At 70.9% G+C, this 12,463-nt stretch carries 9 protein-coding genes and 1 pseudogene; 4 read left to right on the plus strand and 6 right to left on the minus strand.

The genetic code is table 11. The features are described 5' to 3' along the window. Positions 1-18 precede the first annotated feature (18 nt). The gene (locus MFF56_RS28990; RefSeq protein ID WP_066922736.1) at positions 19-2,328 is read right to left on the minus strand and encodes an FdhF/YdeP family oxidoreductase; all 2,310 of its coding nucleotides are present in this window, start codon (positions 2,326-2,328) and stop codon (positions 19-21) included. A 168-nt stretch (positions 2,329-2,496) separates the two neighbouring features. On the opposite strand from MFF56_RS28990, the gene MFF56_RS28995 reads away from it, so the two are divergent. Continuing rightward, the gene (locus MFF56_RS28995) at positions 2,497-2,670 is read left to right on the plus strand and encodes a metallothionein (protein ID WP_066922734.1); all 174 of its coding nucleotides are present in this window, start codon (positions 2,497-2,499) and stop codon (positions 2,668-2,670) included. 278 nt (positions 2,671-2,948) lie between these two features. Here the strand turns inward: MFF56_RS28995 and MFF56_RS29000 are convergent, their stop codons facing one another. The 4 genes from MFF56_RS29000 to MFF56_RS29015 all read right to left on the minus strand — a co-directional run bounded on the left by MFF56_RS29000 (position 2,949) and on the right by MFF56_RS29015 (position 8,177). Next, positions 2,949-5,042, minus strand: coding sequence for a TonB-dependent receptor (locus tag MFF56_RS29000; protein WP_238231930.1), 2,094 nt, complete (start codon positions 5,040-5,042; stop codon positions 2,949-2,951). A gap of 506 nt (positions 5,043-5,548) precedes the next feature. Beyond that, positions 5,549-6,256, minus strand: a complete 708-nt coding sequence (locus MFF56_RS29005; RefSeq protein WP_082773333.1) for a MarR family winged helix-turn-helix transcriptional regulator — start codon at positions 6,254-6,256, stop codon at positions 5,549-5,551. Positions 6,257-6,416: 160 nt separating this feature from the next. Further along, positions 6,417-6,815, minus strand: coding sequence for a response regulator (locus tag MFF56_RS29010; RefSeq protein WP_197430740.1), 399 nt, complete (start codon positions 6,813-6,815; stop codon positions 6,417-6,419). Positions 6,816-6,905: 90 nt separating this feature from the next. Beyond that, positions 6,906-8,177, minus strand: coding sequence for an adenosylmethionine--8-amino-7-oxononanoate transaminase (locus tag MFF56_RS29015; protein WP_066927000.1), 1,272 nt, complete (start codon positions 8,175-8,177; stop codon positions 6,906-6,908). An 89-nt stretch (positions 8,178-8,266) separates the two neighbouring features. On the opposite strand from MFF56_RS29015, the gene MFF56_RS29020 reads away from it, so the two are divergent. Then, positions 8,267-9,388 carry an aminotransferase class I/II-fold pyridoxal phosphate-dependent enzyme gene (locus MFF56_RS29020; RefSeq protein ID WP_066926998.1) on the plus strand — a complete coding sequence of 374 codons (1,122 nt, stop codon included), beginning with the start codon at positions 8,267-8,269 and terminating at the stop codon, positions 9,386-9,388. A gap of 173 nt (positions 9,389-9,561) precedes the next feature. Here MFF56_RS29020 and MFF56_RS29025 read toward each other — a convergent pair whose 3' ends face one another. Further along, a complete protein-coding gene (locus MFF56_RS29025) occupies positions 9,562-11,205 on the minus strand; it encodes a porin (RefSeq protein ID WP_238231928.1) in 1,644 nt (547 codons plus the stop codon). A gap of 786 nt (positions 11,206-11,991) precedes the next feature. Between MFF56_RS29025 and MFF56_RS29030 the strand changes: the two genes are divergently transcribed. After that, entirely contained in the window at positions 11,992-12,234 is a 243-nt protein-coding gene (locus tag MFF56_RS29030; RefSeq protein WP_066920416.1) for a DUF6894 family protein, read from the plus strand. A 7-nt stretch (positions 12,235-12,241) separates the two neighbouring features. Next, positions 12,242-12,463: pseudogene (locus tag MFF56_RS29035) on the plus strand (Holliday junction branch migration DNA helicase RuvB); the annotation flags it as partial.

Consider the following 12,463-nt stretch of genomic DNA (forward strand, 5'->3'; position numbering starts at 1 on the left):
CCCGCGTCCAGAGCCCGCTCAGGCGCCGCCGGTCACGGCTTCCGGCACCGCGGGGGTGACGCGCACCGGGATCGCCTTGGCGGCCGGGGTCTTGGCCTGCTCGTCGTGGTGCCAGAGCGGGATCAGCACGTTCATCTCCGGGTAGTAGCCGCCGCAATTGCCCTCGGGGATGTCGTAGCGGACCACGCGCAGGCCCCGCACGACGCGGGCGACGTCGTCGTCGGCGTCGGTGGACACATCGACCGTCTCGCCGTCCGCGAGCCCCAGGCGGGCAAGGTCGTTCTCGTTCATGAACAGGATTTGGCGCGTGCCCTTCACCCCGCGGAAGCGGTCGTCGTAGCCGTAGACCGTGGTGTTGAACTGGTCGTTCGAGCGGAGCGTGATCAGGTCGATCACCGAGCGGTCGGAGCGCGGCATGTCGGGGTCGGCCTCGAGGCCCGGCGGCACGATGAAGTTGGCCTTGCCGGTCTTCGTCTCCCACTTGCGGTCGCGCGCGGCGAGCGGCTTGTAGAAGCCGCCGGGCTCGAACATCCGCTTGTTGAAGTCCCGGAACGTGTCCGGATAGGTCGCCTCGATGCTGTCGCGGATCGTCGAATAATCGGCCACCCAGCCGTCCCAATCGACCTTGGGGTTGGGCGCGAGCGTCGCCTTGGCGATCTCGGCGACGATCCAGGGCTCGGAGCGGACATGCTCGCTCACCGGCTCGGACACGCCGCGCGAGCCGTGGAAGGCCGAGCAGGAATCCTCCATCGAGACCGCCTGCGGCCCGCTCGCCTGCCGGTCCACCTCGATCCGGCCGAGGCAGGGCAGGATGTAGGCGATCTCGCCGCGCACCAGATGCGCCCGGTTGAGCTTGGTCGAGACCTGCACGGAGAGGCGCAAGCCCCGCCACGCCTCCTCCATCCGGGCGGTGTCGGGCACCGCGCGCACGAAGTTGCCCCCGAGCCCGATGAAGGCCCGCACGCTCCCGTCGAGCACGCCCTCGCAGACCTCGACGGTGTTGAGGCCCTTCTCGCGCGGCGGCTCGAAGCCGTACTGCTCGGCGAGCCGGTCGAGCGGCACCAGTTCCGGCTTCTCCGAGATGCCGACCGTGCGCTGGCCCTGCACGTTCGAGTGCCCGCGCACCGGGCAGATGCCGGCGCCGGGCCGGCCGATATTGCCGCGCAGGAGCAAGAGGTTGACCAGCATCTGCACCGTCTCGGTGCCCCGGCGGTGCTGGGTCAGGCCCATGCCGTAGATGCCGATGGTGCTGCGCGCCCGCATGTAGACGCTGGCCGCCGCCTCCAGCGCCTCGCGCTTCAGGCCCGATCGGCTCTCCAGGTCCGCCCAGTCCTGGCCGTCGCAGAAGCGTACGAAGTCGGCCAGCCCGTGGGTGTGCTCCTCGACGAAGGCGACGTCGATGATGCGGGGCCGGCCGGCATCCAGGGCGTCGCGGTCGGCGGCGAGGATCGCCTTGCACATTCCGGTCAGCGCCGCGAGGTCGCCGCCCGCCTTGACCTGATGGTACTGGGTCGAGATCTGCGTGGAGCTGTTGGTCAGCATCTCCAGCGGCGCCTGCGGGTTGGTGAACCGCTCGAGACCCCGCTCGCGCAGGGGGTTGAAGGTGATGATCGGCACGCCCCGGCGGCGGGCCTCCTGCAGCGGATGCAGCATCCGGGGGGAATTGGAGCCGACGTTCTGGCCGAAGAACAGGATCAGGTCCGTCGACTCGAAATCCTCCAGCCGCGTGGTGCCGACCGGCACGCCGATCGATTGCGGTAGCGCCACGGAGGTCGATTCGTGGCACATGTTCGAGGAGTCGGGCAGGTTGTTGTTGCCGTACATCCGCGCCAGCAGCGCGTACAGGTAGCTCGTCTCGAGCGAGGCGCGACCCGAGGCGTAGAAGACCACCGACTTCGGATCGAGACCCTTCAGTTCGCGGCCGATCTCCGCGAACGCCTCGCTCCAGGCGACCGGCACGTAGCGGTCGCTCTGGTGATCGTAGCGCATCGGATGGGTGAGCCGGCCCTGCTCCTCCAGGTCGTAGTCCGGCCAGGAGAGGAGTTCGGTGACGCTGTGCCGGGCGAAGAAGTCGGGGGTCGTGCGCCGCCTCGTCTGCTCCCAGGCGGTGGCCTTGGCGCCGTTCTCGCAATACTCGAAGGCCAAGGGCTTGGCGGGCTTCGCCCAGGCGCACGAGACGCACATGAAGCCGTCGGGCTTGTTCTGTTTCATCAGCATCGCGGCGCCCGACGCCGGGATCTGCTCCCGGGTCAGGATCTCGGCCAGGGACTTGGCCGAGCCCCAGCCGCCCGCCGGGCCCTCGTAGGCTTCGATCTTCTGGTCGGTCATCGCGCACGCATCCCTTCGCCCGGTCCGGCAACGCGGCGGGCCGGCTTTGGGAGGCAACGCGCTCGGCGCGCGGAGGATCACAGTCCGCGGTGTCGCGCCGAGGCTCTGGCCTCCGGCGTCGGGATGGGGGAGGATGACCTGCCGATACCCGGCACGGGGAGTGGAATCATGGCGAGCGTCGATGTCGAGATGGTGAAATGCGCCTGCCCGGACTGCGTCTGCGTGGTCCCGGTGGCGAAGGCGGTCGAGCGGGACGGCAAGGCCTTCTGCTGCGACGAGTGCGCCGCGGGGCACCCGGACCATGCCGGCTGCGACCATGCCGGCTGCACCTGCCACGGGTGAGCCTGTCGCCGCTCAACGGATGCCGGCTGCCTGGCCTCGACCGGACCGCCGCTTTCCCGGACGCCCGGAGCGTCAGCGGAGGGTGATCCGGGACCCAGCACACGATGTCGCGAAGCGTCCATCTGCTGCAAGGTTGCTGAAGATGGAGCCGCTTTGCGGCACTTGGCCGTCTGGATCCCGGATCACCTTCCACTGCGTTCCAGGTGTCCGGGAAAAGGCCTGTGTTTCATCCGCGAGGGCCGGCGAGGCCGGACACAACCGTATCCCGATCAGCCCGCTCAGAACCGCGCCGTCAGGAACAGCCGCACGTTGCGCCCCGGCAGCAGGATCTCGTCCTTCTTGAACGAGGCCGCGTTGCGGATGTCGGCGTCGAGCAGGTTGCGGCCCTGGAGGCCGAGCGTGACCTCGCTCATCCCGTAGACCGCCGGGTCGAGCGGCTTGGTGTAGCTGAGCTCGGCCCGCAGGTCGTCGTAGCCCGGTGTCGGCGTCTCGTTGGGCGCGACCCGGTTCTGCGCGAAGGCGTGCAACAGGTTCACCCGGGCGAACCAGCCCTCCGCCCGCAGGTAGACGCCACCGCCGATCCGGTAGGGCGGGATGCGCGGCACGTTGGTGCCGTCGTCGAACTTTGCCCGCACGGAGTCGAACTGGCCCTCGATGCCGAAGAAGCCGTTGCCGACCGGGATGGCATCGTACTGGCCGATGAGTTCCGCGCCGTAGAACGTCGCGTTCTGCTGCGAGTAGACGACCTGGCGCAACTCGTCGCCCGCGCCGCAGCTCGCGAAGTCGTCGTCGCAGAGGAGGCCGGTCAGGCGCTTGTAGATGAAGCCGGTGTAGCGCGTGTAGAAGCCCGTCGCCTCGAAGCGGAGCGGCCCCACCGCGTGGCGGATGCTGGCCTCGACCGTGCGGGCGCGCTCGAGCCGGAGCCGCGGGTCGCCGATCTCGAAGGTGGCGGTGGCGTCGTGCGGCCCCTGCGAGAACAGCTCGTAGCCGGTCGGCGCCCGCTCCACGTAGGAGCCGGTCACGCTGCCGACGAAGCCCAGCGGCAGATCCTGCAACAGGCCGAAGCTCGCGCTCTTCGGCGCGAAGCGGCGGGTGAGCGGATAGCGCAGCGGATCCTCGCCCTCGACCGGCAGGTAATCGGCCGGGAACTGCACGGCGGTGCTGCGCAGCCGGTCGCCCTCGATGCGCCCGGCGGCCTGGAGGCGGGTGCCCGGCACCACCTCCAACTCCTCGAACAGGTAGACGGCGTTCGCCCGCGAATCGGTGCGCGGCAGGAAGCTCTCGAGCTGCGTGTTGATCACCCGCCGGTCGGCCTGCACGCCGACGGCGCCCGTGAGCTTGCCGAGACTCGTGAAGACGGGCACGTGCTGCGCCTCGACTCGGACCTCCGCCTCGCGGTTCTTGAAGATCGCCTGCTGGCCCTCGCGCCCGTCCTCGCCGATGCCGATCTCGTCGTGGCGGTAGACGGAGTAGCCCGCCCAGTAGCGGATCACCTCGAAGGGCCCGTCGAGCGGCCTGTACTCGCCGCGCGAGATCACCCGGTCCTGGTTCGGGGTCAGCCGCGTGCGCGCCTGCTCCGCCTCGCCGCCCGGGATCGCGTAGAGCGCGTTGTAATGGCTGAAGGCGACGCCCACGAAGCCGCGCTCGCCGATCGCCGAGATGCCGACCGAGCCGCCTTCCGACGCGTTGTAGGAGTTGCGCTGGATGCCGCCGGGGATGGCGTAGCTGTCGGCGGCCGTCTTGAAGCCGTCCGCGTGGACCGCGATGCCGTCCTTGCCCGCATCCACGGTCGCGGCGCCGAGGCGCCCGTTGTCGACGCTGGTGTAGCCGGTGGTGACTTGGCCGGTGACGCCGTTCGCCGGGATGAATGTCGGCACCCGGTTGTTCTCGGCCGAGACCACGCCGCCGATGGCGCCCGAGCCGTAACGGAGCGTCGCCGGCCCGCGGATCACCTCCAGCCGGTCGGCCACCAGCGGGTTCACCGGCACGGCGTGGTCCTCGCCGAGATCCGAGACGCCGCCGTTGACGATGCCGTTCTCCTGGATGCGCACCCGGGCGTTGTCGAGGCCGCGGATGATCGGGCGCGAGGCCGCTCCCGGCGCGTAGGTCGAGGCCGAGATGCCGGGCCGGTCGAACAGGGCGTCGCCGAGCGTGCGCGGCTGGTCGCGGGCGATCTGGTCGCGGGTCACCACGGTGACCGGCGAGAACGTGTCGGTGACGACCGGCAGCAGGCCGATGCCGCCCACACTGCTCGCGGCGCTCGGCGGGGCTTGGACCGGGCGGACCGCCTGGACCGGGCTCGGCGAGGTGACGCTGATCTCGTCGAGGGTGACGGCCTGCTGCGCCCGCGCGCCCCCGGCGAACGGCAGGATCAGGCAGAGCGGGGCTGCGCCGACGACGAGACGGTGAGGGAGACGCAAGGGAGGATTCCAGCAACGTGACAGTATAACGCTGCATGTCCTGGCGAGCGACTGCAACCGGCGTCTCGGCGCGATCGCGCGATCCCGGGGATGCGTAACGTTATTACAACACCGTTTTGTCCGGCGGCGATCGCTGAACGCGGGCCATCAAGGGCGGCGCCGAGGTCGCCCGGATTCCGGAACTTGGGCGCGAACGGCTCCGTAGACGGGGGAGGATACCGGACAGCAGGGCCGCGCCATGCCGCAGATGTTCGATTGGATCTTCTTCGCGATCGTACTCCCGGTCCCCGCCTTCCTGGTCTGGGACTGGTACCGGAACAGCTAGGACCCGGACGGGCCGGATCGGCAGTCCTGGATTCCAAAGGTCGAGACCTTTGGCGGGTGCAGGGCAGAGCCCTGCATTTGGAACCGTCCCCCGGCTTCGCCGGGGCGGGGGGTCCAATAGCGGAGCCCGAACCTCAGAGCGCCCGCAGCGCGCTGCCGTTGAGGCCCGCGGCATCCGCCTCGTCGTCCTCGGCCTCGATCTCCGCGTCGGCCTCGGTCTCCTGGCCGGCGACGCCGGACGCGTCCGCGAGGTTGCGGGCGGCCTTGCGCAGCAGCTTGCGCAGGCGCCGCCGCTCCTTGCCGTCGAACCCGTCGAGGAGTTCCGCCTCGACCTCGTCCCAGATCCGCTCGATCGCCTCGGCCTTGGCGAGGCCGGTCTCCGTCAGGCGAACCCGCACGATGCGCCCGTCGCCGGCCTCGGCCCGGCGCTCCACGAAGCCGAGGGCGGCGAGCCGTGAGATCGTCTTCGAGGCGGTTGGCGGGCGCACCCGCAGGGTGGCGGCCAGATCCCCCATCGTCATGGTGCCGGCGGCCGCCAGCACCTGAACCACCTGCTCCTGGCCGGCGAAGAGGTTGAGACTGGCCAGCCGGTCGCCGATGCGGCCGCGGTGGAGGCGCGCGGCCTGGACCAGAGCCCAGCCGACGCTCTTCTGCCCCGGCGGCCGCAGGCGCCGGGCCGCGGCCGCCCCGGTTTCCGCCCCGGCGCCGGATTTGCCGCGCTTGCCCTTGCGGGTCTCGCTCTTGCCGGTCTCGCCCTTGCCGGTCTCGCCTTTGCCGTTCACGGGGCCGCCCACCGTCGCATCGTCCGGCGGGGTCGCCGAACGTTCGTCCGCCGTCGACATCGTGCACCTCGCTCGTCCGGCTTCCAAGCCGGTTTCCGCGCGCGTTCGTCCCGCCCGTGCGGAGCGAGCGGGTCGCGCAGGGCCAGCCTGTGGCGCGCCTGCGTGAAGCCACGATGACAATGGAGGCCGCGGAGCCCTCGGCCCGGCGGAAAACCCCGCCTCAGCAGGGCATCAGGCTCTTGAGACGGTCGAGGATCTCGTCGCCGCTGCAGGGGCGGGCGAGGAACTGCGCGCCCGGCGGCATCCGCTCGGGATCGGGCGCGGCGCGGCCCGAGACGATCAGGATCGGCAGCTTCGGCCGCGCCTCCGCGACGGAGTTCGCCAGCTCGAAGCCGTTGGTCTTGCCCGACAGCTCGACGTCGGTGACCAGCCCGCAGATGTCGGGCCGGGCCTGCAGGATGCTCAGCGCGCGCTCGGCCGATGCGCACTGCACGGTCTCGTATCCCCCGTCCTCCAGCACGTCGCCGAGGTCCATGATGGTGAGCGCCTCGTCCTCGACGAGGAGGATCACCGGCCGGTCGTCCTGAGAGATCGTCTGCCCACTCGACACGATGCGCATCCTCCCGCGTTCCGTCCGGCCCCGCCCGAACGCCCGGACGCTGTGCCAACGGTCAAATCCGGTCCGGGTTGCAGCCCGTTCATGATCGATTCAGGAAAGCCGGGCCGATCGCCCGGTCTCCGTCACGCTCTCGGCGAGCGTCGCCAGCAGGTGATCGAGATCCGCCGAACCGATGGTCAGGGCGGGGGTCAGGTAGGCGATGTCGCCGAAGGGCCGCACCCAGACGCCGCGGGCGGCGAGCCGCGCCTTGAGGGCGGCGAGATCCGGCGGGCTCGCGAACTGCACCGCGCCGATCGCCCCGAGCACCCGCACGTCGGCGACGCCCGGGACCCCGCGCAGGGGCTCCAGCCCGTCGCGCAGCCGGGCCGCGATCGCCCGCGCCTGGTCGAGGCGGGGTTCCCGCTCGAACAGGTCGAGGCTGGCATTGGCCGCCGCGCAGGCCAGCGGGTTCGCCATGAAGGTCGGCCCGTGCATCAGGGCGGCGGCCGGATCGTCCGACCAGAAGCCCTCGAAGATTTCGGTGGTGGCCACCGTCGCGGCGAGCGCCATCGTGCCGCCGGTGAGCGCCTTCGACAGGCAGAGGATGTCCGGCACGATGCCCGCCTGCTCGCAGGCGAACAGGGTGCCGGTGCGCCCGAAGCCGGTGAAGATCTCGTCGCAGATCAGCGGCAGCCCGTGGCGCCGGGCGAGCCGCGCCACCGTGGCCAGCACCTCCGGCCCGTGCATCACCATGCCGCCCGCGCCCTGCACCAGGGGCTCGACGATCACGGCCGCGAGCTCGTCCCGGTGGCGGCCGAGCGCCGCGTCGAGCGCCGCTTCCTGCTCGGCTGTCCGCGGCAGGTCGCGGAAGACCTGCGTCGGCAGGTAGGCGCCGAAGCGGCGGTGCATGCCCTCCTCGGGGTCGCAGACCGACATCGCCCCCATCGTGTCGCCGTGGTAGCCGCCCCGGAACGACAGCACGCGGGTCCGGCCCGCGACGCCCCGGTTGAGCCAGAGCTGGGCGGCCATCTTCAGCGCGACCTCGACGGCGACCGAGCCGGAATCGACCAGGAAGACGTGGTCGAGGTTGCCCGGCAGCAGGGCGGAGAGCCGCGCGGCCAGCCGCTCGGCGGGCGCGTGGGTGAGGCCGCCGAACATCACGTGCGGCATCCGGGCGAGCTGGTCGGCGACGGCTTGCGCGATGTGCGGGTGGTTGTAGCCGTGCACCGCCGTCCACCACGAGGCGATGCCGTCCACGAGCTCGCGCCCGTCCGCCAGCACGATCCGGCTGCCGCGGGTCGCGACCGCCTCGAGCGGGGCGGCCGCGCTCTTCATCTGCGTGTAGGGGCGCCAGAGGTGGCGGCCGGCGGGCGTCGCATCCATCGGACCGGGATGGTGCCGGCGCCCGGCGCGGTCAAGGCCGCGCGCGGCCGCCCTTGACAGGGCCGGCGCACCCGGCCCCATGACGGCCCATGCACAGCCTCGACGCCTTCGCCGCGGGGAAACTCGCCGCCCTCGATGAGGCCGCCCTGCGGCGGCGCCTCGTGCCGACCGCGCGTGGGCCGGGGGCCGCGGCGGAGCGGGCCGGGCGCCGGCTCGTCTCCTTCTCGTGCAACGACTATCTCGGCCTCAGCCACCACCCGCGGGTGGTCGCGGCCGCGCAGGCGGCGGCGGCGCGCTACGGCGCGGGCTCGGGCGGCTCGCGGCTGGTGACCGGCAACCACCCGCTCCTCGACGCGCTGGAGGAGCGCCTCGCCCACCACAAGGGCAAGGCGGCGGCTCTGGTCTTCGGCAGCGGCTACATGGCCAATCTCGGCATCACCCCGGCGCTGGCCGGCCGGGGCGACCTCGTGCTGCTCGACGAACTCTCCCACGCCTGCATGTGGGCGGGCGCCCGGCTCTCGGGGGCGCGGACGCTGAGCTTCCGCCACAACGACGTCGCCGACCTCGCGCGCCTCTTGGAGGCGGAGCGGCCCGCGCACGGGCGCTGCCTCGTCCTGACCGAGCGCGTCTTCAGCATGGACGGCGACCGGGCGCCGATGGGCGACATCCTGGAGGTGGCCCGCCGCCACGACGCCTGGACGCTGGTGGACGACGCGCACGGTCTCGGCGTGGCCGAGGACGGCCCGCGGGCGCCCCTGGAGATGGGCACGCTCTCGAAGGCGCTCGGCTCCTATGGCGGCTATCTCTGCGCCTCGCGGCCCGTGATCGACCTGCTGACGAGCCGCGCCCGCAGCTTCGTCTACACCACCGGCCTGCCCCCGGCCTCGGCGGCTGCGGCCCTGGAGGCGCTCACGATCCTGGAGGCCGAGCCGGAGCGCCGCGCCCGGCCGCTCGCGCTCGCCCGCCGCTTCACGGCGCGCCTCGGCCTGCCGGAGGCCGAGAGCGCCGTGGTGCCGGTGCTGGTCGGCGGGGCGGAGGCTGCCCTCGCGCTGTCGCGCGCGCTGGAGGCGGAGGGCTTCCTCGTGGTGGCGATCCGCCCTCCGACCGTTCCGCCCGGCACCGCCCGCCTGCGCGTCGCCTTCTCGGCCGCCCATGACGAAGCGCAGGTGGACGCGCTGGCGGAACGGGTCGCGGCGCTGTCGGGCCGCTGAGGCGCGCGGCCCCCGCGCCGGACGACCGTCGCCGGGAGCGACGGGCCGGTCCGCGGACGCGGACGTCCCGCACAAAAAGACCCGGCTCTCGCGAACCGGGTCGAGTTCTCGGGTCTCAAGCCCAGGCGCGCGGGGTGCCGTGACGGCGACCCGTCGCGCGCCTGGACCGGAGCTCAGAAGTCGCGCTGGACGCGGGCGCGGACCTGGAACACGTCGGCGTTGGTGACGGTGCGCAGGGTGCCGTTGGCCACGGCGGTGGCGAAGCCGGCCGACGACGTGGCGCCGGGGGTCCGGTTCAGGTCGATCACGCGGCCGTTCTGCACGCCGTAGTTCTGGTAGACGCCCTCGACGCCGATATCGAGGTCCTTCACCGGCGACCAGATCAGGCTGCCGCCCACGTTGAAGGCGTAGGTGTCGCGCAGGATCGCGTTGAGGCGGTAGTAGTCGCTGTTGAACGCGCCGACGCTGGCGAAGCCGGTGCCGGTGAGGCCGTTGTAGGAGGCCTGGGCGGCGCGCACGCCGGGGGCGAAGGCGATCTCGCCGTAGGAGCCGAACAGGGCCGAGCGGAGCGTCGGGCTCCAGTAGTGCAGCATCGAGGCGACGACCGAGAAGCTCTGCGTCAGCTCGAGGCGGTTGCTGAGCGGGTTCAGCACCGCGTCCGAGAAGAACTGCGCGAAGGCCGCGCCCTGGAGCGAGGTGGCCGACTGGATGTAGGAGCCCGCCCAGGCCGAGACGCCGGTATAGGAGCCCGCGCCCTCGCCGTAGGAGCCCTGCAGGTACAGGGTGTCGCCCGGCGCGATGAAGGGCAGGTTGATCTTCAGGCCGCCCTGGACGGCCCAGCCGTACTCGGAGGCCGTGCGGCCGAGCGTGCCGGGGTTCGTGCCGATGATCTGCGCAGGTGCACTGTTGAGCGCGCCGACGTTGACCTCGTGCACGGCGCCCGAGATCTGGGCCGAGCCCCAGGGCTGGTCGTAGCGCAGCACGCCGACGAAGTCGGGCATGCGGTTGCGCTCGATCACGTCCACGAAGCCGAGGCCGACCGGCAGGCCGGCGGCGTTGAAGCCGAGGAAGACCGGGGCCGGCGACTGCGTGACCGCGAAGGTCTGCAGGCTGGAGTTGCCGAGCACCGCCGCCGCGGCGGCGACGTTGGCGGGCGAGTAGACCGGCGTGCGGCGGAAGCTCGGGTCTTCCATCGACAGCGTGGCCGAGAAGCCGTTGCCGAGGGTGGCGGTGTAGGCCGCGAGGTTGGTCGAGGCGACGTCCGAGCCGAGCGTGCCGGCCTGGATCTCGAAGTCGTGGGCGTAGAAGTCGAAGAACGAGGACGCGCGACCGGCGGTGAAGCCGGCGAACTGCACGAACGCCTTGTCGGTGTTGAAGTACTGCTGCACGCGGCCGAACCCGTCGACGCCGAGCGCCGGGAAGGCGTTGGCGATGCGGTTCTGGGTGCCCGAGTTCATGCCGGGGAAGCCGGTGCGGCTGGCCCCCTCGAGGCGGACGAAGGCGCGCAGGGTGCCGTAGGCGGTCTGCGTGCGGGCGTCGAGGTTGATGCGGGCGAGGCCGCGGTAGCCGCTGTAGTCGCCGTTGCCCGTGCCGCGGGCGAGCGGGGCCTGGTAGCCGTACTCGAAGCGGGCGCGGCCCGAGAGGCGCAGGCAGGTGTCGGTGCCGGGGATGTAGAAGAAGCCGGCACCGTAGGTCGAGCAGACGCGCACGTACTCGATCGGGGCGGCCTTCTTGATCGGAAGGTCGGCGGCCTGGGCGCCGGCGACGGCGGCGAGCGCCGCGGCCGAGCCGAGCAGGGCGCTCTTCAAGAGCTTCATCGATATCTCCACAAGCTTCGAGACCCACAAGACGCCAGACCGCCCGCTCAGCGCGTGGTCGTTTTGATTATCTGGTCGAGCATCTTCGAATTTTGGAGCCGGCGCGACGCCGACGACAGCAACTTAGTCCGTAAGCGCGCGTCGAACAAATCATAATGCCGTACATTCCGGCATTTGCGAGAATGATTGCAATCCTGCAACACGTGTATTATTGGTTGTAATTCGATATGTCATGCAACGACAGATGAAATCAGACTTCGTGTGTTATAAGTCGTATCCGCGAAGGAATGCGCCGCCTTATCGAGGCACGCGCGAGCGAATTGCAGCGTTGCCGCTCGGGTCTCGATGATGTCGCGCTCGCCCGCGTATGATCGCCGATCAATCGAGGCGCCGCGTGTCGGAGGGGGATAAGAGGAATTTCTCCGTCTCTGTGTAGAGAAGCGATAAAGTTACGTGATGACGAACAACCTTGGATCGACGTTATTCGTTCGCGAAAGACGCGTCTTATGGTGTGATGATCGATGAAGTGAATCGATGCTCGGCATTCGGGCGCGATCACGCGGCCCGTCATTCGGGGCGGAGGGGCTGGGCCTTATCGACGATCAATCCCGTCGCGATGGCTCTCACGCGTTACGCTTCCGAACCGGACCATTGGGATGACGGTGCGGGATCCGTCGGACATACGGTCGCGGGCGGCTCGGTCCGGCCTGGACAGCGTTGAGAACATATGATGAACATATCCCGGAGCACCGTTCCGGGACGGCACGGATCGAGAGAGGATGAGCGATGGCCCGCTACCGCTTCCACTGCACCAACGGATACGAGTGCGTGTTCGACGCCGAGGGTGCGGATGTCCGCGCGCCGGCCCGGCTGGCGGAGCGGGCGCGGCGGGTGGCGCAGGGCGTGATGCGCGATCTCGACGCGCGCACGGACTGGTCGCAATGGCAGGTGACGGTGCACGACCTGAAGGGCCGACGCGTCCTTCTCCAACCCTTCACCGGCGGGGAGGATCGGGCGCTGGCCGCCTGATTCCGCGATGACGGCACCGAAACACCTGACCCGGACCCTGCTGACGCCGGAGGCGCGTCCGGGCGAGCCGGACCAGAGCATCCGCCCGCTGTCGCTCTCCGAGTTCGTCGGCCAGCGTGCGGCACGCGCCAACATGCAGATCTTCATCGAGGCGGCGCGCAAGACCGGCCAGGCCCTCGACCACGTGCTGTTCGTCGGCCCGCCGGGGCTGGGCAAGACCACGCTCGCC

Source organism: Methylobacterium hispanicum, from assembly GCF_022179285.1.
In the GTDB taxonomy this organism is placed as follows: Bacteria; Pseudomonadota; Alphaproteobacteria; order Rhizobiales; family Beijerinckiaceae; genus Methylobacterium; species Methylobacterium hispanicum.